This window comes from Nocardia sp. NPDC001965, from assembly GCF_053594175.1.
Map to the genome: position 1 here is coordinate 1 of NZ_JBSFDZ010000019.1, position 23013 is coordinate 23013.

A 23013-nucleotide genomic window follows, 5' to 3' on the forward strand; every position below is an offset into this window, starting at 1 on the left:
AAAAAACAAAAAAAACACACAGCGGGGGGGGGGGGCGCAACCCGCGGCGCCCCCGCCACGGGCCGTTTCAGGCGGGCAGGATCCCGTCGATCAACCGCTGCAGCCCGTAGTCGAAATCACCGGCGGGGTCGCCCGGGGCTCGATAGAGCTCGCCGACCGCCGTACCCACCCGCGTGGCGAGCGGAAACTCAACGGCCGGCATGACCTGTTCGAGCACCGGGCCGTACGCCGCCCACCAATCGGCGTCGGACTGCTCCCGCGCGCTCCGCGACGCGGCGAGCGCGGTTCGCGCGTTACCGGTCGCGAACTGCGACAGCACCGCGATCACCCGGTCCATTTCCACATCGTCGAGCCCGGCTCCGTCCACCGCGGCCAGGTATCGCTCGTAGCGCCGCATCCGGCCGGGACCCAGCACCATCCGCCAGGCGGGCACTTCGAAGAGCCACGGATGGGCCAGGTATTCGTCCCGCACCTGCCGGGCGAGGGCCACCAGCCGGTCGCGGACCGGCAGTTCGGCGGGAATCGGGGTGTCCTCCAGCGCGACCGCGTCGACCATCAGTGTGGTGAGCGCGTCTTTGCTCGGTACGTAGGTGTACAGGCTCATGGGCCGCAGCCCCAGTTCCGCCGCGACCGCCCGGACCGACACCTTGTCGTAGCCCTCGCGGTCGGCGAGACCGATCGCCGCCGCCACCACCTCGTCGACACTCACGGTCTGCCGTGGGCCCCGGCCACCGCGCCGGGGCGGCAGTTCGTGTCGCCACAGCAGTTCGAGCAGGGCCCGAGCCGGATCGGTCGCGCGGGTCGTCGTCCCCGACCGGCCGCCGGGGCGCGGTGCCGCCGGGGCGCCGTCGCTGATCATCGAACTCCTTCGCACCGTCGCGGAGACCACCTGACAACCGATCGGACCGGACCGGAACAAATCCGGTACGGTACGCGTTGGCCTATTACTCCGTACGCCATACGTTGATCATAGGGGTGCACACTGCCGACCATCGAGACCACCTACCTGCCCGACCGCCATATGTTCGCCCTGTGGACCTGGACCGGCCGGGAACCCGGCCCGGCGCCCGCGGGGATCGGCGAGACCGCGACCCTCCCACTTGCCGTACCCGGCGGGACCCGGGCGCAGGCCCACGCCGGAAGTATCACCGTGCAGGTGACCGCGACCGACTGCGCTCTGGTGGACCCCACCGGATTCGCCGCCCTCACCCCAGCCGAACCCGGTATCTCCACCCGGGCCTGGCAGGCGATCCTGGCCGGGGAACGAGCCGATATCCCCCTCGCCGGACACGCGTATCCCAACGCGCAGGAAACCGCGATACTCAGCCGCGACCACGCGCTGTCGGCCCTCCACGACACCAACGCGGTCGTCGCCGGCCTGCGGCAGACCCTGCACGCCGAACTGCGGCCCTACCAGGCACGCGGGATCGGCTGGCTGCGGGACACCGTCACCCGCCACGGCGGGGCGATCCTCGCCGACGAGATGGGTCTCGGCAAAACCGTGCAGACCATCGGCCTGCTGCTGGGCCGGGCCACGCTCGGCCCGCAACTCGTGGTCTGCCCGACCTCGCTCGTGGGCAACTGGGTACACGAGATCACCCGTTTCGCGCCCGGACTGCGGCCGGCGGCCTGGCGCGGCGGCGATCTCGACCCCGAGGCCGGGAATGTGATCGTCACGGGGTATCCCGTCCTGCGCTTGCACGGGCACCGGCTCACCGGAACCGAATGGGCGACCGTGGTCTTCGACGAGGCACAGGCCTTGAAGAATCCGCGGACACAGGTATCGAGAGCGGCCCGGGCGCTCGAGGCCACGGCCGTCGTCGCGTTGACCGGGACACCCGTGGAGAACCATCTGGAGGAGCTCTGGGCGCTTCTACACCTGGTGGCGCCCCGGCTGTTCGGACATCGCACCCAATTCCGCCGCCGCTTCGTCAAACCCATCGAACAGGGGTCCGCCACCGCGGCCGCCCGGCTGCAGGACGCGATCGAACCGGTACTGCTGTCCAGGCGCAAGGCACAGGTCGCGGCCGCGCTACCGGCCAAGATCCACAACGATCTGCTGTGCGACCTGTCTCCGGAACAGGAGCAGCTCTACGATCGGCTGCTCGACCGGGCGGTGGCCGACGGTTTCGGCACCGGGACCCAGCGGCAGGCCCGCGTACTGGCGGCACTCACCGCCCTGAAACAGGTCTGCAATCACCCCGGACTGGTCGACGGCGACCTGGGCGAATTGAGCGGGCGCTCCGGAAAACTCGATCTGTGCACCGATATCGTCGCCGCGAACCTCGACAATGCCGCGCCGACCCTGATCTTCACCCAGTACCGCGCCACCGGTGATCTCCTGGTGCGGCAACTGGCCGAACAGTTCGCGATCACCGCGCCCTTCTTCCACGGCGGGCTGAGCCAGGCCGAACGCGCCGCGATCGTCTCCCGGTTCCAGTCCGCCGACGGCCCGCCCGTCCTGGTACTGAGCCTGCGGGCCGCGGGTACCGGGCTCACACTCACCCGTGCCGCCGATGTGATCCATTTCGACCGCTGGTGGAATCCCGCGGTCGAATCCCAGGCCTCCGATCGAGTGCACCGGATCGGGCAGACACGCACGGTTACTGTGACGACGCTGACCTCGGCGACCACCGTGGAAGAACATATCGCGAGCATGCAGCGCCGGAAGTCCGCGCTCACCGATCTCTCGGACGGTAGCGGTATCGCCGATCTCGCCCGGCTCGACGACGAACAACTACTGGAAATCCTGCGCCGGAAGCGGGGAAACTGATGGCGGACAACGAATTCGGATACACCCGCTGGGGTATGGACTGGGTCCGGCTCGCCGAACCGCTCCGGCAGACCCGCCCAGAACCGCTGCTCCCGCGGGCTCGCAGCATCGCACGCAACCACGGGGTGCAGGCAGTGACCGAGGGGCGGGTTGTGCGCGCGCACATCCATCGCGGCGGACAGGCATCGGTCACCCATCTCGAACTGGCGCCGCTGACCCGGACCACGGTCACCGCACTGACCGCGATCATCGGCGCCGCCCCCACCCTGCTGACCGACGAGATGCACACGGCGGCCCGCGCCGCGGAGATTCCGGTGGCCCCCGAACTCGCCGCGATCGACTGCTCGTGCAGCGCGCGTACTCTGCGATGCGTCCATGTGCTGGCGACGTTCTACGATCTCGCGCGTCGCGTCGACGAGGATCCGCGGCTGAGCCTGGACCTCCAGGGTTTCGGTTCCCCGGAACACGGTGTCGCGCCGGGCGATTCCGGGTCGGCACCGGAAGAAACACCGCGCTGGATACCACTCCACACCCTGGATCCCGCGGTGTTCTTCGAGGTGTGAGCGGACGGCCGGGCGTGCCGGGACTCGACGGACCGGGCATCGTGCCGGCGCGCGATGCCCGGCGCCCGGATCACATCCGGCGCAGTGCCGCGATCCGCTCACCCAGCTGATCGACGGTCGCCAGGGCGGTCGGCGGTCCGCCGCACTGGCGCCGCAACTCGCCGTGGATCACTCCGTGCGGTTTGCCGGTGCGATGGTGGTGCATCGCCACCAGGCTGTTCAGTTCGCGTCGCAGTTCGCCCAGTTTGTCGGCGGTGGCCACCCGCTCGGCGGCATTGCCCGCCGCCGGTGCGGCGGGCGCGGATACCTCCGGCGCCGCGCCGGAACGGTCGGCGATCTGCCGGGCCTGGCGCTCCCGCAGCAGCGCGCGCATCTGATCGGCATCGAGCAGACCCGGAATGCCCAGGTAGTCGGCTTCTTCTGCGCTGCCGGCGAATGTCGCGGTACCGAAGGAGGATCCGTCGTAGATCACCTGGTCGAGTTCGGCGTCGGCGGCCAGCGGCACGAACGCCTTCTCCTCCTCGCCCGGCTCGTCCTTCTGCTTGTTCGCCTCGGTCAGCAGCTCGTCGTCGAGACCGTCCTTCTCGCGGTGCGGTTTACCGATGACATGGTCGCGCTGCACCTCGAGCTGCGCGGCCAGATCGAGCAGCACCGGAACGGAGGGCAGGAAGACGCTGGCGGTCTCACCCGGTCGCCGGGCACGTACGAAACGACCGATGGCCTGGGCGAAATAGAGCGGGGTGGAGGCGCTGGTGGCGTATACCCCGACCGCCAGCCGCGGGACGTCGACCCCCTCGGACACCATTCGCACCGCGACCATCCAGGGCTGGGTACCGGCACTGAACTCACCGATCCGGGCCGAGGAGGTCGGGTCGTCGGACAGCACCAGCACCGGCCGGTTCCCGGTGAGGTGTTCGATCAGTTCCGCGTAGGCGCGGGCCCGTTCCTGATCGGAGGCGATCACCAACCCCCCGGCATCGTGCATCCCACCCTCACGCAGCTGCGCCAACCGCATATCCGCCGCGCGCAACACCGCATAGATCCAGTCACCGGCCGGGTCGAGTGCGGTACGCCAGGCGCGGGCGGTCTGCTCGGCGTTCAGTGGTTCGCCGAGGCGGGCCGTGTATTCCTCCCCCGCGCTGTCGCGCCAGTGCGCTTCACCCGAATAGGCCAGGAACACCACGGGCCGCACGACACCGTCGGTGAGCGCCTCGGTGTAGCCGTAGCTGTGGTCGGCCCGGGAGCGCGGCAGCCCGGCCTCGTCGGGTTCGTAGGTGATGAACGGGATCTGGCTGTCGTCACTGCGGAACGGGGTACCGGTCAGCGCCAGCCGCCGGGTGGCGTCGCCGAACGCTTCGGCCACCGCGTCGCCCCAGCTCTTCGCGTCGCCCGCGTGATGGATCTCGTCGAGGATCACCAGTGTGCGCCGGTTCTCGGTGCGCACCCGGTGCTTGAACGGATGTGCGGCGACCTGGGCGTAGGTGACGACCACACCGTCGTAGTCGCCCGAAGTTGCGCCGGTGGTGTTGGAGAAGTTGGAATCCAGCGCCAGTCCGGACCGGGTCCCCGAGGCGGCCCACTGGTGCTTCAGGTGTTCGGTCGGCGCGACCACGGTGATCTGGTCCACCGTCCGATCGGCGAGCAGTTCCGCGGCGACCCGGAGAGCGAAGGTGGTTTTACCGGCCCCAGGCGTCGCGACAGCGAGGAAATCCCGGGGTTTGGTCGCGAGGTACCGGGTGAGCGCGCGCCGCTGCCACGCGCGCAGGGATGCGCCCGGAACCTCCGTCGCAATAGCACCGCTCGCATCGGTCACGGAGAGAAACACTAGCGGCCGTTGCGGCCGTCGCGCCAAACCGGCGCGGGGGTCGCGACGGGTGTCACACACCGAACGGTGCGGTCCGCCGGGGTGCGCCCCGGTTACCGGTGATTCACCCGTCGACCCCCGACACGTTGCCTGCTGCCATACCGCTGGGCGCCCCCGTGCGCGATGCTGGACAGACCATGCACAGTTACGGACGCGAACCCGGCGCGGACCCGTCGGGTACCGCGTGGTCACGGCGCGCCCTCACTCAGACAGGCCGCTTGATCGTCCGGGTGGCCGTCAAAGCCTGGGACGACTCGATTTTCGCCAAATCGGCCGCGGCGGCCTTCTGGCAGACCCTGTCGCTGGTACCGCTGCTCTTCGGACTGCTGGGCGGTCTCGGGTATGTGAGCGGCCTGTTCGGCCCCGACACCGTCGAGATCGTGGAATCGAAAGCTCTCACCTTCAGCCGTGACCTGTTCAGTCCGAGTGTGGTCACCGATCTGATCGAACCGACCATCCGCGATGTGCTCGGGCGCGGCCGCGCGGCGTTCGTCTCGATAGGTTTCGTGCTCTCGCTGTGGGCCGGATCGTCGGCGATGGCGACCTTCGTCGACGCGATCGTGGAGGCCCACGGGCAGAAGGACGCCCGGAATCCGATCTGGCAGCGTATCTTCGCCCTGCTGCTGTACGTCCAGTTCCTCGTCGCGGCGATATTCATCCTGCCGCTCGTGGCGCTGGGCCCGGTACTGATCGGGCGGATCCTGCCGGATTCCTGGCTCGAGCCGGGACTGCGCTTGATCGACACCTTCTATTACCCCGCGGTGGGGCTGTTGCTGATCATCGGATTGGCCACGCTGTACAAACTCGCGCTGCACAGTTCCCTGCCCTATCACCGGCTGTTCTGCGGCGCGCTGCTGGCGGCGGTGTTCTTCATGGCCGCCAGCGATGTCCTGCGCCACTATCTGGCGCTGGTGACCCGGACCGGCGTCACCTACGGCGCGCTCGCGACCCCGATCGCCTTCCTGCTGTTCACGTTCTTCCTGGGCTTCGCGGTGATCCTCGGTGCGGAGTTCAATGCCGCGGTCCAGGAGTTCTGGCCGGCGCGCGCCACCAGGATGGAGCAGTTCAAGGCGTGGCTGGCCAAGCGCCGCAGCGCCACGCAGACCGACAGTGATTCCGAACCGGCCGATCCCGGCTCACATCGGATACCGCGACGCCGCGGTACCCGGCACGGCGACGACGGACCCGGGGAAGGCCCCACCGGCGGAACACCCGCACCGGTGATATCGCGTTGAGGTCGATACCGCGCGCGCATCGCCGGACCGACACATGGCGACGGCAGCGGACACCCCGCGACAGCGGGACAACTGCGACAGCCGAGAACGCAGCCGTCTCCCGGCCCGCCGGGAGACGGCAAGCGGGGTGGCGCTCAGTCGCCCTTACGGAGCGTCTCGTAGACCTTCTTGCATTCGGGGCAGACCGGCGAGCCGGGCTTCGGCGAACGGGTCACCGGGAACACCTCACCGCACAGCGCGACCACCATGGTGCCCATGACGGCACTCTCGGCGATCTTCTCCTTCTTCACGTAGTGGAAGAACTTGGGGGTGTCGTCACCGGTGGTCTCGTCGGTGGTCGTATCGGGGCGGACCAGCGTATCGGTACTCACGCTCTCCATGATGCCGCATCGGCCGGCCGCACTCGCACGATCACCCCCACGACCGGGTGACACGGGCGTGTGGGGGTGCTCGGGCGGTGACCCACCCGCGGCTGTTCGCATCGGTCCGACCGGACGCGTTGTACACGATGGTGGCGATAGTGCAAGACTCGAAGGTATGCAGCAGCACGGCGAAGACTCCGGGCGCGGCCCGGAGCATCTCGACGCCGGTGCGAGCGGCCCCGGTGAGCACCTCGGTACGCCACGGCCGGCCCGTCCGTCACGTCCGCGCGGATACTTCCCCGGCGACGACGCCAAACACGCGGCGCTGATCACCGAGGCCGCGCCCTCCTTCGAGGACCAGCATCGAGCCCGGGTCCGCCGGTACAGCATGATCATGGCGTTCCGGATACCGGCGCTGATCCTGGCCGGCGTGGCCTATTCGGTACTCGGCAACGCCCTGGTCTCGATCCTCATCATGGCCGCGTCGGTTCCGTTGCCGTGGATCGCGGTACTCATCGCCAACGACCGGCCGCCCCGGGACAAGAACGAACCCAGCCGCTGGGACCGCCCCCGTCCCGCACTGGAGGAACGCCGGCACGACGAGATCGACGGGTAGCGGGCAGCGACCCGCGGCGGCCGGGGGTACCCGGCGCCCTTGCGACGCCCACTGCGTGCGGTAGTACGCGGTGATGCCCGCCGGTGTGTGGAGCCGGGTCGTCGAACACCCGGCGTACCACCCACAGCCGGTGCGACGGGCCGGGCAGGGATCCGGGGGTGGCAGAGTACCGCTGTGCCCACATACGGATCGACCGTCCGATCACCGCTGACCGCTCTCGCCCCGCAGTTGCGCACTGCGCTGACCAGGGTGGGATACGACGCCGACACACTGCTCGAGGCGCTGGGCGAGGAGGCGCACAACGCATTGGGCCGCGGGGAGCCGGTGCCGGTACGCCGGGCCGCCCGCCGGGCCGGCGATCTGGGTACTATCGTCCGCCTGCTGCTCCTCTGCGACACTCTGGACGAGGAGGAGGTCGCCGCCGCGCTGGCGCCGGTCCGGATCGGCGATGCCGTATCGGCGGGGCTGCTGACCCGGGCAGGCGGCGGAATCCGCGCGGCGCTGGATCTGCGCCCGACCGATATCGGCGCGGGTAATCGCTGGATCCTGTCCGATCTCGACGACTCGATGCAGCGGCGCACCCTCACCGAGGACCATGTCCTCGGGGTGGGCCATGCCTCGCTGTCCCTGTTGCGGGCCACACCCACCGCCCCGGTCGGCTCGGTACTGGATCTCGGCACCGGCTGCGGTATCCAGGCGGTGCACGCCGCGTCCTATGCCGGATCGGTCACTGCCACCGATGTGAATCTGCGTGCGCTGTGGCTGGCCGAGGCCACGGCCGCGCTCAACGAGCTGGACATGGAGCTGGTCCCGGGATCGTGGTTCGAACCGGTCGCCGGTCGCCGCTTCGACCAGGTGGTGGCCAATCCGCCGTTCGTGGTCGGCCCCGCCCGGATCGAGCACACCTACCGGGATTCCGGGCTCGCGCTCGACGGTGCCAGCGAACTGGTGATCTCGGGGGTTCCCGAACTGCTGGCCCCCGGCGGGACCGGCGCGGTACTGGCCGCCTGGGTGCATTCCGAGGAACAGGACTGGCGACAGCGGGTCTCCGGCTGGCTGCCCGCGCACGGTATCGATGCCTGGGTCGTTCAGCGCGATATCGCCGACCCCGCGTTGTACGTGGGCACCTGGTTGCGCGACGCCGGTCTCGACCCGCGCGGCCCCGAGGCCCAGCAGCGGGCCGACGAATGGTTGACGGCACTGGAACAGGCGGGGGTGACCGGGATCGGATTCGGATTCGTGTACCTGCGGTCGGTGGACGCGCCCACCGAGTTGCTGGCCGAGGACCTCGCCCACGGCTTCGACGACCCGCTGGGCGCCGAAGCACTCGCCTATTTCGAACGCTCGGCCTGGTTGCGCGAGATCGCCGCCGACCCCGCGCAAGCCTGGCGGTCCCGGTACCGGGTCGATCCGCTGACCGCACTCGAACGCGTCTCGCTACCGGGTCCGCAGGGATGGGAACAGCGGGTCGCGCGCCTGCATCGAGGCGACGGGCCACGCTGGCAGCACGAGGTGGACGAGACGACCGTCTCGCTGCTGGCGGGAATGCGGCCCGACGGCCTGCCGTTGTACGAACTGATCGAACTGCTGGCACTGTCACAGGGAGCGCAGGAGGTCTCCCCCGAGTTCGCGGAAGCCGCCCTGGGGGTGGTCACCGGGCTGGTGAGGCACGGCTTGATCCATCCCGTAGCGCGTTAGGACACCGCACCGACACGGTGTTCCGCCGCTGCCGATGGGCTCTCCTTCTCAGGAACTTCTCAGAACGCCACCGTGAAAACCGCAGTTCAGAGCGGTTTATCCGCGCCCGGCGAGGGAACTTTCCCTATGTCGGGTCCGTTGTTCGGAGTGAGACACCACCGACAGGAGGCAAGTCATGACAAGCCCCGCCACCACTCGTGTGCGCCCCAGTGATACGGACCTCGACACGCAGAGCCCCGCCGCCGACCTGGTACGCGTGTACCTGAACGGAATCGGCCGGACCGCACTGCTGACAGCTGCCGACGAAGTAGAACTGGCCAGGCGCATCGAGGCGGGTCTCTATGCCCAGCACCTGCTGGAGACCGGCAAGCGTCTGTCGGCGACCCGCAAGCGTGACCTGGCGATCGTCGTCCGGGAGGGTCAAGCCGCGCGATCGCACCTGCTGGAAGCCAACCTGCGTCTGGTCGTCTCGCTCGCCAAGCGGTACACGGGCCGGGGGATGCCGCTGCTGGATCTCATCCAGGAAGGCAATCTGGGTCTGATCCGCGCGATGGAGAAGTTCGACTACGCGAAGGGCTTCAAGTTCTCGACCTATGCCACCTGGTGGATCCGGCAGGCGATCACCAGGGGTATGGCCGATCAGAGCCGCACCATCCGGCTGCCGGTCCACCTGGTCGAGCAGGTGAACAAACTCGCCCGGATCAAGCGCGAACTGCATCAGCAGCTCGGCCGGGAGGCCACCGACGACGAACTCGCGGCCGAATCGGGTATCGCGGTCGAGAAGATCGCCGATCTACTCGACCACAGCCGTGACCCGGTGAGCCTGGATATGCCGGTCGGTAACGACGAAGAGGCCCCCCTCGGCGATTTCATCGAGGATTCCGAGGCCACTTCGGCGGAGAGCGCCGTGATCGCGGGTCTGCTCCATCACGACGTCCGCAGCGTCCTGAACACGCTGGACGAACGCGAACAGCAGGTGATCCGGCTGCGGTTCGGCCTGGACGACGGCCAGCCGCGCACCCTCGATCAGATCGGCAAACTGTTCGGCCTCTCCCGGGAGCGTGTCCGGCAGATCGAGCGCGAGGTCATGTCCAAACTCCGCAAGGGCGAACGGGCCGAACGGCTGCGCGCGTACGCCAGCTGATCGCTCCTCCGACGGAAACCGGTGACCGGCCTGCCGACGGCCGGTCCCGCTGCTCGAACCCACGGCGGTGGCCGGCGCTGAGCCACCGCCCGCGTGGATGAATCGACCACTGTCGGTCGTCGGGCAGTTACGAGCAGCCGGAGGCACATTCGCCTCGGGCGCCTCGAGGGAGCCTGTCTTCATGTGGCACGGGTCGCGGCCGAATGCCGCCGAATCGAGGTACGTTCTCCCTTCTCGGGGTCACATGGTGCGTTGCCGCCGTACGCATTCAACAGGTCGCGGTCAGCATTACGCCTGCGTCCACCCGAACCCGGTGACCCCAGGTCACCGATCATCGCCCGCCCCGCGAACCCGCACCCCTCCGGGTTTGCGGGCCGGGCGGCACTTCCCACCGACGCGGATCACCGCCGTGTGCCGGGCCGCCCCCGCCGCGTGGATCTCATCCCAGACGACGAGGTCCGGTGTCGAAGCGGCTGGGTTGCGGACCGATTCGCGCCCGGGCGTAGAGGATCGCGGCGGATTCCGGGGCGGCCAGCACCGGCTCGCACGACAGTTCCCGCAGCTCCGGTAGATCGTCGAACATCGCCGAGATACGGCGGGTGAGTTCGATCAAGGCCGCTTTGTCGACCCGGGGGCTCGCCGGGGTGCCGTTCAGCAGCGGTGCGGCGCGGGGCGCATCGATCAGTGCGGCCGCTTCCTGAGCAGACAGCGGGAGCGCTCGATAGGCCCGGTCGCCGAGTAGTTCGATGATCGGACCGGACAAGCCGAATTCGATCACCGACCCGAAAGCCGGATCGTCCTGCACCTTCAGCACGCACCCGACCCCTTTGGTCGCCATCCGCTGGATGTGCAGGAGCGGATCACCGCACAGTTCGACCAGATCACGGTATGCCTGGCGGACCGCGTCGGGCCGCCACAGATCCAGACGTACCCAGCTCATATCGGGGCGGCGCCGCCAGCTCTCGTTCGTGGCCTTCGCGGCGACGGGGTATCCCAGTTCGGCCGCGGCCGCCACCGCCGCCTCCACGTCCCGGACCGCACGGAACTCCACCACGGAGATTCCGTAGCACTCGAGCAGCAGCACCGTCTCGTCATCGGTCAGCCACCGGCCGGCCGGGTCGGTGCTCCAGTCCGCCATCAGCCGCACGGCCCGCTCACTGTCGATGTCCGCAGGTCGATTGCTCTCGCCGTCGGGATGGGTATCCGCGAGCTGGGATGCGGGCAGATCGCGCCAGCGGGCGTAGCGCTGTACCCGGGCCAGGGCGCGCACCGCCCGCGCCGGATCGGGGAACGACGGAATCGACCCCCGGACCGCGGCCGCGCCCGGACCGCGCACGGCCAGCAGGTTGGGAATACCGTCGCCGCTGGCGAAGGTGGTGAGCACCGGTTTGGTTTCGGGGAACGCCGCCACGGCCGCGCGGATGGCTTCGGCATATCCGGTCTGCGGCAGCGGAATCGGCGGTGCGAAGATGACGATCACCGCATCGTTCTCCTCGGATTCGAGGGCAGCCGCGACGGCACTTCGATAGTCCTCGGGCGTGGCCTGCGGACCCAGATCCACCGGATCGACCACCGTGAGCCCCTCGCTGCGCGCGGCATCGGAGGTGAGCCAGTTGAGCGCGGTGCTGTTACCCACCACCGCCGGCCGGGGCCCACGCGGCAACGGCTGATACCCCAGCAGGGCGGCGCAGTCGAACATCTCCGAAATCGAATCCGCCTGCACCACACCGGATTGTGCGAAAAGATCACGAACGATAGAACGATCCAGTTCGCCGTCGGATACCCCGCGAGCGGCCAGTCTGCTGGGGCTCACCGCGACGATCGGTTTGTTGCGGGCCACCCGGCGAGCGATCCTGGAGAACTTGCGCGGATTACCGAAACTCTCCAGGTACAGCAGGATCACATCGGTATCGGCGTCGGTGTCCCAGTACTGCAGCAGATCGTTACCGGAGACATCGGCACGGTTACCGGCGGAGACGAATGTGGACAGGCCCAGATTGCGGGTCGCGGCCTCGGCGAGAATCGCGACACCGAGCGGACCCGATTGGCAGAAGAAGCCGATCCGGCCGCGGCCGGGCAGCAGCGTGGCGAGAGTCGCGTTGAGCCCCACCGCCGGATCGGTGTTCGCGATACCCAGCGCGCTCGGCCCCACCACTCGCATGCCGTGCCCGCGGGCTGCCGCGACGAGTTCGGCTTCCGCGCTCCGCCCCTGCTCCCCTGTCTCCCCGAAACCCGCCGACAACACCAGCAGGCCCTTGACGCCCTTGGCCATACAGTCGTCGAGCACCGAACCGATAGCGGCCGCGGGAACAGCCACCACGGCCAGATCCACCTCGTCCGGGATATCGCGAACCGTGGGGTAGGCGTGCACACCCCGCACCGATCGCCGCTCGGGGTTCACCGGGTAGACCGCGCCCTGGAACGTTCCGTCCAGCAGATTGGCCAGCACCACGCCGCCGACCCGGCCGGTACTCGGTGTCGCGCCGATCACCGCGACCGAACGCGGGGCCAGCAGATTGCCCACACTGCGCGCCTCCGAGGCGCGTTCCCGCGCATCGCGCACCGATCGCAATGCCTCGGTGGGGTCGATGGCGAATTCCAGATGCAGCACCGAACCGTCGCGGCTGCGCTCCACCTGATAGCCCGCCTCGCGGAACACGGTCACCATCACCGTGTTCTCGGCCAGCACTTCGGCGACGAAGGTGTCGATCCGGTTCTCCGCGGCCGCACCGGCCAGATGTTCGAGGAGAATCGATCCCAGACCGCGCCCCTGATGCTCGTCGGCCACCACGAAGGCGACCTCGGCCGCCCGGGGACCGGTCCGGTCCAGCAGTTCGTAGCGGCCGACGGCGATGATCGCCTCGCCCAGTACGACGACCAACCCGACCCGGTCGTGATAGTCGACATGGGTGGTGCGATGCAGATCCTTCGGCGAGATCCGCGGATACGGCCCGAAATACCGCAGGTAGCGGCTGCGCTCGGAGAGAGCGGTATGGAATCGCTGCAGTTCCTCGGCATCGGCGGGGGTGATCGGGCGCAACCGCACCACACCGCCGTCGGAGGCCAGCACATCGGCCTGCCAGTGCAGCGGCGCGGGCGGCGGATTGTCGGGAACGCTGTTGTCGGGAACGCTGTCGGTGGGGTCAGTCACGCGGATCCTCCGGGTCCAGGCCGAGCGGACCGAAGCAGGCTCGGCGGGTAGCGAGAACGGCGGTATCGACTGCACGCTGGGCGCGATCGACGCGGGCGTCCCCGGTTTCCGCGGTCCCCCCGGGACCGTCCCAGCGCTGGAACGCGATATCCACACCGTCGCCCATGGTGCGCGGCGGTGATACCCGCGGCCTGTCGGTATGCACGAGATCGATCCAATCCTGCGGTATCACGGTGGCCGGGTCCACCGGGCGGTCGAGTGCGATGGCGAGCAGATGGGTCCAGGCCCGCGGCACCACCCGGACCAGCCCGTACCCGCCTCCGCCGACCGCCAGCCAGCGGCCGTCGGCATATCGGTCGGCCAGTTCACGCATTGCGAGGAACGCTGCCCGCTGCCCCTCGACACCGAGTTCCAGCTCGGCGAGCGGATCTTCTCGATGGGTGTCGACCCCGCACTGACTGACCACCAGCTGCGGCCGGAACGCCGCCACCGCGCCCGGTACCACCGCGTGGAACGCACGCAACCATTGCGGATCGCGGGTACCCGGCAGCAGCGGAAGATTGATCGCGGTGCCGTCGCCGGGGCCGCTGCCGGTCTCGTCCGGCCAGCCGGTGTTCGGCCAGAGCGTGGCCGGATGCTGGTGGATCGAAACGGTGAGCACGCGGGGATCGCGATAGAACGCGCGCTGCACACCGTCGCCGTGGTGGACATCCACGTCGAGATAGGCGATCCGGTCGAAACCGTGGTCGAGGAGCCAGGAAATGGCCACCGCCGCGTCGTTGTACACACAGAACCCGGCGGCCCGGCCGGGCATGGCGTGATGCATCCCACCACCGATACTCACGGCTCGCCGGGTGGCGCCCGTCGCGATCGCGCGGGCCGCGGCCAGGGTCCCACCGACGATCACCGAGGCGGCCTCGTGCATCCGCGGAAATACCGGGTTGTCCGCGGATCCGAGCCCGTACGGCGGATCGACCGGCGGTTCCCCGATCACCGGCCGCGGGACCGCGGCGCGGACCGCATCGATGTACTCCGCGGTGTGCACCCGGAGGAGGTCGGAGGTACCGGCCGCGCCGGGCTCCAGCGGTTCGATCCCGTCGAGCACTCCCAGGGCGCGCGCCAGCGCCATCGTGTACTGCAAGCGGACCGGTTTCATCGGATGCTCGGGGGTCCACGAGTAGTCCAGGAAGTGGTCGGTCCAGACAACGGTCCCCGGTTCCCCGGCAGCAATGTTCGGATCCGGCGGTTCAGTGGCCATGATCGCAACCGTAACGGGAAGGGTGAAACCCCATCGCACGTTGTCATGCAGTAGAAATACATGTATGCGCGACTGCGGCGTCGGGCCGCGCGCCGAGTGTATTCCCATCGCGTCACGCGACCCGTTCGATCGGACCGGGGTTGCTGGTGCGCAGGTAGAATTCGTGCCGACGAAGGGGCAACAGTGAAGGATCTGGTCGACACCACGGAGATGTATCTCCGTACCATCTACGACCTCGAGGAGGAGGGCGTAGTACCCCTGCGCGCCCGGATCGCCGAGCGTCTCGAGCAGAGCGGCCCCACGGTCAGCCAGACAGTGGCGCGGATGGAACGCGACGGACTGCTGCTCGTCGCCGGTGACCGGCATCTCGAACTGACCGACAAGGGCCGTAGTATGGCGGTCGCCGTCATGCGCAAACATCGGCTGGCCGAGCGCCTGCTCGTCGATATCATCGGGTTGGACTGGCAGAACGTGCACGCCGAAGCCTGTCGCTGGGAACACGTGATGAGCGAGGATGTCGAGCGCCGGCTGGTGGAGGTGCTCAATCACCCGACCACGTCCCCCTACGGCAACCCGATTCCCGGTTTGGACGAGCTGGGTATCGCTGCGTCGCAGCTGCTGGAGGAGCCGCTGAAACGGCTGTCCGAGCTGCCGCAGGGTGGTACTCACGCGGTGGTCGTGCGTCGGCTCGCCGAACATATCCAGACCGATCCGGAGGTGATCGGCCGCCTGCGCGAAGCGGGTGTGGTACCCGATGCCCGGGTCACCGTCGAGAGCAAACCGGGCGCCGTGATCATCACCGTGCCCGGCCACGCGGGAGGTTTCGAATTGCCCGACGAGATGGCCCACGCCGTCCAGGTGAAGCTGGTCTGATCGATGGAACTCCTGGTTACCGGCGGAGCCGGATATGTGGGTGGAGTCTGCGCACTCGTACTGCGGGAGCAGGGACACGAAGTAGTGGTCGTCGACGATCTGTCGACAGGGAACGCCGATGGCGTTCCTGAGGGTGTCGAATTCGTCGAGGGGGATATCGCCGAGGCCGCACCGGAACTGCTGCGCACCCGGAAGTTCGACGGCGTACTGCACTTCGCGGCGCAATCGCTGGTCGGCGAATCGGTGCAGCGACCCGAGAAGTACTGGCACGGCAATGTGGTGAAAACGCTCGCGCTGCTCGAGGCGATGCGGGAGACCGATACCCGGCGTCTGGTGTTCTCCTCGACAGCCGCGGTGTACGGCGAACCGGGACAGGTCCCGATCACCGAGGACGCACCGGCCCGCCCCACCAACCCCTACGGTGCGTCGAAACTGGCCATCGACCACGCCATCACCTCGTACTCCGTCGCGCACGGTCTCGCCGCCACCAGCCTGCGCTATTTCAATGTCGCGGGCGCCTATGGCGGGCTCGGTGAGAACCGGGTGGTGGAAACACATCTGATCCCACTGGTATTGCAGGTGGCCGCGGGTCACCGGGATTCGATTTCGGTGTTCGGTACGGATTGGCCGACCCCGGACGGCACAGCGGTCCGGGACTACATCCACATCCTGGATCTGGCGCAGGCGCATCTGTTGGCCCTGGAATCCGCGGCGGCGAGCACCCATCGGGTGTTCAATCTCGGCAGTGGCACCGGATTCTCGGTACGGGAGGTGATCTCGGCGTGTGAGCGGGTCACCGGTGGGCCCATCGCCGCGGTCGACGCTCCGCGGCGCGCCGGCGACCCGGCAGTACTGATCGCGTCCAGCGGCCGGGCCATCGACGAACTCGGCTGGAAGCCGGAGCACAACGATCTCGACGAGATCGTCTCCACCGCTTGGAGTTATCTGCGTGGTCTCGGCTCGCGGGCGCACAGCGCTCGCTGATCCGGTGGCGCCGGGCCTCACCACGCCCCGGTCAGATCGATGCCGAGGGCGGCGGCGGCTTGCCGGCCGCACTCGGCGAGATCACGCAGGCGCTCCGGGCGCATCCCGGCTTCCAGCGCCGTATGCAGTAGTGCGGCCATGGAATGGTGCGGATCGGAATCCAGTGCGATATCCAGGGCGATCCCGGCGAAGGGGCCGTCGCCCCGGACATAGGCGAAGAAGCCCAGCAGGGTCGCAGCCTCCGCCCGGTCGGCGCCTTCCAGGCCCCGCGTGAGCTGGGCCAGCAGGGTCTCGGTGGCCTCGGCGTGCACCGTATCGACCACGGCGAACACGGCGTCGCGGATCTCCCGATCACGCAGAGCCACCGCGAGCTGAGCCAGCTCTCGCGAACTCGATCCCCCATCCGATTCGGCGTTCGCGATCAGCCAGAGCACCGTGCTCAGTTCGCCACGCAGGTAGCCGGCCGGATCGCCACGCCGCGCCGCGGCCACGTACCGGTCCTTGGCACGAGCTCGGGCACCGGCCAGTTCCTTCGAAACCTGTTCGCGCAACGCACCGTCCGCAGCGACCAGCCCGGTCAGTTCGCCACGGCTGCGGCGGATCGGCCGTCCGTCCAACACCCGGTTCAGGGTCACCGTGGAGGCCACCGGATCCGCGATCCGGCCCCGGCGCGGCGGGCCGGTCACACTCCACCACGGCTGCCCCGCCGCTATCGAGCGCGCTGCCCACGCCGCGCGAATCGGCACCGCGTGGGCCGACAGCTGCTTCTCCAGTTCACCCAGAACCGGAACTCTCTGTCGCAGAGATCGTTCGCCCTCACCCAGTCCCTCGTCCACCAGTACAACGAGCACCCCCGCTACTCCGGGCCGGGCACAGACCCGCGTGGCCGCGGCGGCCACCGTATCGATATCGGAGGGGTATCCGGTATCCGGATACCGCAGATCGAAGCGTACGACGAGATCGATGACCGCGCTCTCCGCGGTCGGCGCCGCGCACAGGACCGCCAGCACCAGCGAACGCTCCGGCCGGAAGCCGAGCATCGCGGGGATCGCCGCGAGCAGGTCTCCGGGGTCGTCGAGGCGGGTGGGCCCCGGGCGGAAAGGGTGATCGTAGGCGTCGGTCCGGTCGGCGCAGCGGGCTCGGACGGCACCGAGGTCGTAGAGATGCGCATCCGGTGGCCACAGGACCGGAACGGGGGTCCGGACGGACGGACGCGGCGATCCACCTGCGGCCAGCGCCCGTGCGGTAGGGCACCGGTGCCGAACTCCGGTACTTCGGCGGTGCGGGGTGTCCGTGCGGCCGAGGCCACCGGACGAGCAGAGCGGCGATCGGCCGATGGAGGCATCGGGCCGGGAGGACGGTGCGGCGGAAGTCATGGCCCGAGCATGCGGTACATCGACCCACCCGGCTCAGCTGTGAGCTGGGCAAACGTACCGCTCCGGACAAGTCTGTGGACAACTGAGCGACCTGTGGACAACTCCCGTGCGCACCGGTCCGCCCGCGATACCTGGGCCGACCCGGGTTGCCGGAACGAAAATCGGGTACATCCGGGAGCGGAGTGTGCCAGACTCCCCGGTGCGTTCACCGGCCACAACACCACACCGACCCCGCCCCACATCTCGCCGGGACCGGGGAATTCACCGGCGGCGACCGCTGTTGTCAGCAGTGAGAGCGGATATACGGTCGTGTGTGGCCGTAGATCTGCATGGGGGACAATGGACGGCGATTCGCGGCTCGCGGCGCGGTAGCGGATACAAGCAGAGTTGCTCGACCCGCCCGCCCCACGGATCGCGCAGGAAGGAGTACGCGATGGACTACGAGTCGCGAATGTACGAGCTGGAGTTCCCCGCTCCGCAGCTGTCGGCCGACGACGGTTCCGGGCCGGTCCTGGTGCACGGCCTGGAGGGTTATTCCGACGCGGGCCACGCGGTCCGGCTGGCCACCACCCATCTGCGGGAGAGCCTGGAGAGCGAACTCGTCGCGTCCTTCGATGTGGACGAGCTGCTCGACTATCGGTCGCGGCGGCCCCTGATGACGTTCAAGACCGACCATTTCTCCGATTACGCCGAACCCGAGCTGAACCTGTGGGCGCTGCGCGACACCGCGGGAACTCCGTTCCTGCTGCTGGCCGGGATGGAACCGGATCTGCGCTGGGAGAAGTTCGCGACCGCGGTGCGATTGCTGGCCGAGCAACTCGGTGTGCGCCGCAGTATCGGCCTCAGCGCCATCCCCATGGCCGTTCCGCACACCCGTCCGCTGGGACTCACCGCGCATTCGTCCAACCGTGACCTGATCCCCGAAAACCAGCGGTGGCCGGGTGAACTGCAGGTTCCGGCCAGTGCCGCCACGCTGCTCGAATACCGGATGGCCCAGCACGGTCACGAATCGCTGGGGTTCTCCGTGCACGTACCGCACTATCTGGCTCAGACCTCCTATCCGGAGGCCGCGCAGACGCTGCTCGAGCACGTCGGCGAGAACGCCGGTCTGGAGATCCCGCTCGCCGCGCTGGGCGAGGCGGCGGCCCGGGTCCGCGAACAGGTCAACGAGCACATCGCCGGAAACGCCGAGGTCGAGACCGTGGTGCACGCGCTGGAACGCCAGTACGACACCTTCGTGAGCGCTCAGGAACGGCAATCCAGCCTGCTGGTCGGTGAGGGGGAGCTGCCCAGCGGCGACGAGCTCGGCGCGGAGTTCGAGCGTTTCCTCGCCGAGCAGGGTGGCTACGGCGACAACGAAGAACGCGGCTGAGCCGCCGGACCGGATGAGGACAGGCACACGCCGACCGTGCCGGTGATCGGCGCGCCCGAGCCCGTAGGGTGTCCCGGGTGGATCTGACCGAACTGCTCGAGATACCGGGGACCGACGCCGACGCGCTGTACGAGTCGTTCGCGATATGGGCAGCCGAGCAGGGAACTGCGCTGTATCCCGCTCAGGACGAGGCCGTGCTGGAGCTCGCGGCCGGGTCCCATGTCATTCTCGCCACCCCCACGGGTTCGGGTAAATCACTGGTAGCCGTCGGCGCGCATCTGTTCGCGCTCACGCAGGGGCTGCGCAGCTACTACACCGCGCCGATCAAAGCGCTGGTGAGCGAGAAGTTCTTCGCCCTGTGCGAGATCTTCGGCGCCGAACGGGTCGGCATGGTCACCGGAGACGCCGCGGTGAATCCGAACGCACCCATCATCTGCGCCACCGCCGAGATCCTCGCCAACCTCGCCCTGCGGGAAGGTTCCGATGCGGAGATCGGGCAGGTGGTGATGGACGAGTTCCATTTCTACGCCGACCCCGATCGCGGCTGGGCCTGGCAGGTCCCGCTGCTCGAGCTGCCCCGTGCGCAGTTCCTGCTGATGTCGGCCACTCTCGGTGAGGTCGATTTCTTCGCCGCCGATCTGGAGCGCCGGACCGGCCGCGCCACCGCGGTGGTGGCGGGTACGCAACGCCCGGTGCCCCTGCACTTCTCCTATGCGCGCACTCCGATCACCGAGACGTTGACCGAGTTGGTGACCACCCACCAGGCCCCGGTATATGTCGTCCACTTCACCCAGGCCGCGGCGTTGGAGCGGGCCCAGGCGTTGACCAGCGCGAATTTCGCCAGCCGCGCGGAGAAGGACGCGATCGCCGAGGCATTGGGCGAGTTCCGGTTCTCCTCGGGCTTCGGCAAGACCCTGTCGCGGCTGATCCGGCACGGGATCGGAGTCCACCATGCGGGGATGCTCCCCAAATACCGCCGCCTGGTGGAGCGCCTCGCTCAGGACGGACTGCTCAAGGTCGTCTGCGGCACCGATACGCTGGGAGTCGGTATCAATGTGCCGATCCGCACCGTGCTGCTGACCGGCCTCACCAAATTCGACGGCGTCCGCACCCGGCGGCTCAAGGCCCGGGAATTCCACCAGATCGCGGGCCGGGCCGGGCGGGCCGGATTCGACACCATGGGCACGGTGGTGGTGCAGGCGCCCGAGCACGAGGTCGAGAACACGCGATTGCTCGCGAAGGCCGGTAACGATCCCAAGAAGATGCGGAAAGTGCAGCGGCGCAAACCGCCCGAGGGTTTCGTGTCCTGGAGCGAGGAGACCTTCGACCGGCTGGTCACCGCCGCGCCCGAACCGATGGTGTCGCGATTCGCGGTGACCAACGCGATGCTGCTGAACGTCATCGCGCGGCCGGGCAACTGTTTCCAGGCGATGCGGCATCTGCTCGAGGACAACCACGAACCGCGTGCGGCGCAACGGCGTCATATCCTGCGAGCTGTCCAGCTCTACCGCGCGTTGCGCGATGCGGGAGTGGTTCAGCAGCTCCCCGAGCCGGACGAGAAGGGCCGCTACGCCCGGCTCACCGTCGACCTGCAGCGGGATTTCGCGCTGGACCAGCCGCTGTCGCCGTTCGCGCTGGCCGCGTTCGAGCTGCTCGACAACGCGTCGGCCGGTTATGCGCTCGATATGGTGTCGCTGGTCGAGGCCACCCTGGAGGATCCCCGGCAGCTGTTGATGGCTCAGCAGCACAAAGCCCGTGGCGAGGCCGTGGCCGAGATGAAGGCCGAGGGGATCGATTACGACGAGCGGATGGAACTGCTCGAGGACATCACCTGGCCGAAACCGCTCGCAGAGCTGATCGAGGGTGCCTACGAGACGTACCGGGCCGGGCACCCCTGGCTTTCGGAGTTCACGCCGTCACCGAAATCGGTGGTGCGCGACATGGTCGAACGGGCCATGACCTTCACCGAACTGATCTCCTACTACGAACTCGCGCGCTCCGAGGGAGTGGTGCTGCGCTATCTCGCCGACGCCTACCGGGCGTTGCGCCGCACGGTTCCGGACGCGGCGCGCACCGAAGAACTCGACGACCTCACCGAATGGCTCGGCGAACTCGTGCGGCAGGTGGATTCCAGTCTGCTCGACGAATGGGAACAGCTGACCGGGGCGGGCGCGGAGACCGATGCCGAGCAGATCGCGTTCGGTGGCGAGAGCGTGCGGCCGGTCACCGCCAACGAACGGGCTTTCCGGGTGATGGTGCGCAACGCCGTTTTCCGCCGGGTCGAGCTCGCTTCCCGGCAACGCTGGGACGAACTGACGGAACTGTCTCCGGGACTGGATTGGGCGGGCGATCTCGCCCCCTATTTCGCCGAGTACGACAGCATCGGCACCGGCCCCGACGCACGCGGGCCGCAGCTGTTCCGGGTCGAAGCGCGGCCCGGCTTCTGGCAGGTACGCCAGGTCCTCGACGATCCGGCCGGCGATCACGGCTGGGCGCTGGTCGCCAGCGTCGATCTGGCCGAATCCGATGCGGCGGGCGATGTGGTGTTCGACGAGGTCATGGTGGTCGCGGGTTGATGACCGGCGCCGGATTCGAGTGAGCGGGGCGGGGTGGTGACGGCGGAATTCACCGGCCGGCATGTGCTGGCCGAATTCGGTGGGGTCGACCGTGCGCTCTGCGACGATCTCACCGCACTGGAGAGGGCGCTGCGATACGCGCTGACCGGTGCGGGCGTCACCGTCTGCGAGATCGTCGGCAAACAGTTCCACCCGCACGGCGTGACAGTGCTGGCTCTGCTGGCCGAATCCCACGCCTCGCTGCACACTTACCCGGAATCCGGCGACATCTTCGTCGATGTGTTCACCTGCGGAAGCGCCGCGGACAGTGCCGGCCGGGTCGCCGAACTGCTCCGCGCCACGCTCGGTCCCGAATATGTGCGGATCTCGACCGTGCTGCGCGGCCGGGCCGCGGGACCGGCCGCGCCCGGGATACCGGTTCCGCCCGGTCACGCGACCAGCATGTAGACCATTCCGAGGTCCATGATCAGGTGCGGGAGCAGCGCGAACGGAAGCCCTTTGCCCGGGCGGGTCGCGACCGGATGGGCGGCCCACCCGTGTGCCCGGCCACCGCACGCGGACACGATCACCACTGCCGCGTCCGCGAGGAACAGCGCGGCGAAAACGAGCGTGGGCCCCGTCGCGGGACCCGCCCCGTGCCCGGCACCGGAATGCCCGGACATCGTGAACAGCATCACCCCGGCCGCGACCAGGTGGTATCCGATGGCGCCCGCACGGTGCCCGGCCCGTGGGTGCGCCCGGCGGTACCAACGCACGAGCCTGTCCCCGAGGAGAAGCGTGAAGACCAGGGTCATCGCCAGCAACACACCGTGCAGGGCGTGCGCGTTCGCCTCGGTCGGGAAGAGCACCATCGCCGACATCACCGCGCACATCAGCAGATGCGCCGCATCGGATTCGTGATCCCCGTCGCAGGCCGTACCGCAGCCGGGGCCGGCACCGGCGGCACCCCGGTGTTCGCCGGCCGCGAGCACCGGTTCGGCGGAAACCACCCGGGCCAGCACCACCAGGGCCGCCACCCCGAACGCCACCGCGACCAGGGCCCGCACCCCGGCCTGGTCCAGTACGAATCCGGCCATGCCGCACCGCCTTTCGCGAAGAGCGCAACCCACCCATATTCGCACGACCCGGCGACCGCGGGGAGTCCTTCGTCGCGCAGGGCGACCCGTAC

General features: G+C 68.7%; 18 protein-coding genes. 11 read left to right on the plus strand and 7 right to left on the minus strand.

The annotated features are described in order from the left end of the window. Positions 1 to 67: 67 nt before the first annotated feature. A complete protein-coding gene (locus tag ACWCPQ_RS23730; protein ID WP_449902447.1) occupies positions 68 to 859 on the minus strand; it encodes a TetR/AcrR family transcriptional regulator in 792 nt (263 codons plus the stop codon). Between the two features lie 162 nt (positions 860 to 1021). Between ACWCPQ_RS23730 and ACWCPQ_RS23735 the strand changes: the two genes are divergently transcribed. Further along, entirely contained in the window at positions 1022 to 2773 is a 1752-nt protein-coding gene (locus ACWCPQ_RS23735; RefSeq protein WP_449902450.1) for a DEAD/DEAH box helicase, read from the plus strand. Continuing rightward, on the plus strand, positions 2773 to 3336 hold the full coding sequence (locus tag ACWCPQ_RS23740) for a hypothetical protein (protein ID WP_449902452.1): 564 nt from the start codon (positions 2773 to 2775) through the stop codon (positions 3334 to 3336). The genes ACWCPQ_RS23735 and ACWCPQ_RS23740 overlap by 1 nt, the downstream gene beginning before the upstream one ends. A 70-nt stretch (positions 3337 to 3406) precedes the next feature. Here the strand turns inward: ACWCPQ_RS23740 and ACWCPQ_RS23745 are convergent, their stop codons facing one another. Further along, positions 3407 to 5149, minus strand: a complete 1743-nt coding sequence (locus ACWCPQ_RS23745) for a DEAD/DEAH box helicase (RefSeq protein ID WP_449902454.1) — start codon at positions 5147 to 5149, stop codon at positions 3407 to 3409. A 188-nt stretch (positions 5150 to 5337) separates the two neighbouring features. On the opposite strand from ACWCPQ_RS23745, the gene ACWCPQ_RS23750 reads away from it, so the two are divergent. Beyond that, positions 5338 to 6435, plus strand: a complete 1098-nt coding sequence (locus ACWCPQ_RS23750; RefSeq protein ID WP_449902456.1) for a YihY/virulence factor BrkB family protein — start codon at positions 5338 to 5340, stop codon at positions 6433 to 6435. Between the two features lie 134 nt (positions 6436 to 6569). Here the strand turns inward: ACWCPQ_RS23750 and ACWCPQ_RS23755 are convergent, their stop codons facing one another. Continuing rightward, entirely contained in the window at positions 6570 to 6806 is a 237-nt protein-coding gene (locus ACWCPQ_RS23755) for a DUF3039 domain-containing protein (RefSeq protein WP_449902459.1), read from the minus strand. 166 nt (positions 6807 to 6972) lie between these two features. Here ACWCPQ_RS23755 and ACWCPQ_RS23760 point away from each other — a divergent pair, with 166 nt between their 5' ends. The 3 genes from ACWCPQ_RS23760 to ACWCPQ_RS23770 all read left to right on the plus strand — a co-directional run bounded on the left by ACWCPQ_RS23760 (position 6973) and on the right by ACWCPQ_RS23770 (position 10255). Then, complete coding sequence (locus ACWCPQ_RS23760; RefSeq protein ID WP_449902462.1) at positions 6973 to 7413, plus strand: DUF3099 domain-containing protein; 441 nt, start codon at positions 6973 to 6975, stop codon at positions 7411 to 7413. A 174-nt stretch (positions 7414 to 7587) separates the two neighbouring features. Beyond that, complete coding sequence (locus ACWCPQ_RS23765; RefSeq protein ID WP_449902464.1) at positions 7588 to 9111, plus strand: DUF7782 domain-containing protein; 1524 nt, start codon at positions 7588 to 7590, stop codon at positions 9109 to 9111. A gap of 175 nt (positions 9112 to 9286) precedes the next feature. Continuing rightward, complete coding sequence (locus tag ACWCPQ_RS23770; protein ID WP_449902466.1) at positions 9287 to 10255, plus strand: sigma-70 family RNA polymerase sigma factor; 969 nt, start codon at positions 9287 to 9289, stop codon at positions 10253 to 10255. A 439-nt stretch (positions 10256 to 10694) separates the two neighbouring features. Here the strand turns inward: ACWCPQ_RS23770 and ACWCPQ_RS23775 are convergent, their stop codons facing one another. Together ACWCPQ_RS23775 and ACWCPQ_RS23780 are read right to left on the minus strand one after the other, a co-directional pair. Beyond that, positions 10695 to 13406, minus strand: a complete 2712-nt coding sequence (locus tag ACWCPQ_RS23775) for a bifunctional acetate--CoA ligase family protein/GNAT family N-acetyltransferase (protein WP_449902468.1) — start codon at positions 13404 to 13406, stop codon at positions 10695 to 10697. Then, a complete protein-coding gene (locus ACWCPQ_RS23780; RefSeq protein WP_449902469.1) occupies positions 13399 to 14664 on the minus strand; it encodes an acetoin utilization protein AcuC in 1266 nt (421 codons plus the stop codon). Before ACWCPQ_RS23780 ends, ACWCPQ_RS23775 begins: the two co-directional genes overlap by 8 nt. A gap of 183 nt (positions 14665 to 14847) precedes the next feature. Between ACWCPQ_RS23780 and ACWCPQ_RS23785 the strand changes: the two genes are divergently transcribed. Both ACWCPQ_RS23785 and galE read left to right on the plus strand, forming a co-directional pair. After that, a complete protein-coding gene (locus ACWCPQ_RS23785) occupies positions 14848 to 15537 on the plus strand; it encodes a metal-dependent transcriptional regulator (protein WP_449902472.1) in 690 nt (229 codons plus the stop codon). A 3-nt stretch (positions 15538 to 15540) separates the two neighbouring features. Further along, positions 15541 to 16521 (plus strand): UDP-glucose 4-epimerase GalE, encoded by a 981-nt coding sequence (gene galE, locus ACWCPQ_RS23790; RefSeq protein ID WP_449902475.1) that lies wholly within the window; start codon positions 15541 to 15543, stop codon positions 16519 to 16521. Positions 16522 to 16538: 17 nt separating this feature from the next. On the opposite strand, the gene ACWCPQ_RS23795 is transcribed toward galE, so the two are convergent. After that, positions 16539 to 17897, minus strand: a complete 1359-nt coding sequence (locus ACWCPQ_RS23795; protein ID WP_449902477.1) for a DUF4192 domain-containing protein — start codon at positions 17895 to 17897, stop codon at positions 16539 to 16541. A gap of 433 nt (positions 17898 to 18330) precedes the next feature. Between ACWCPQ_RS23795 and ACWCPQ_RS23800 the strand changes: the two genes are divergently transcribed. The 3 genes from ACWCPQ_RS23800 (at position 18331) to speD (ending at position 22292) form a co-directional block, all read left to right on the plus strand. Beyond that, a complete protein-coding gene (locus ACWCPQ_RS23800; protein WP_449902479.1) occupies positions 18331 to 19269 on the plus strand; it encodes a PAC2 family protein in 939 nt (312 codons plus the stop codon). A gap of 77 nt (positions 19270 to 19346) precedes the next feature. Next, on the plus strand, positions 19347 to 21845 hold the full coding sequence (locus ACWCPQ_RS23805) for a DEAD/DEAH box helicase (RefSeq protein ID WP_449902482.1): 2499 nt from the start codon (positions 19347 to 19349) through the stop codon (positions 21843 to 21845). A 36-nt stretch (positions 21846 to 21881) separates the two neighbouring features. After that, complete coding sequence (gene speD, locus ACWCPQ_RS23810) at positions 21882 to 22292, plus strand: adenosylmethionine decarboxylase (protein ID WP_449902484.1); 411 nt, start codon at positions 21882 to 21884, stop codon at positions 22290 to 22292. Here the strand turns inward: speD and ACWCPQ_RS23815 are convergent. Next, positions 22274 to 22921 (minus strand): DUF5134 domain-containing protein, encoded by a 648-nt coding sequence (locus ACWCPQ_RS23815; protein ID WP_449902486.1) that lies wholly within the window; start codon positions 22919 to 22921, stop codon positions 22274 to 22276. The genes speD and ACWCPQ_RS23815 overlap by 19 nt on opposite strands. Positions 22922 to 23013 lie beyond the last annotated feature (92 nt).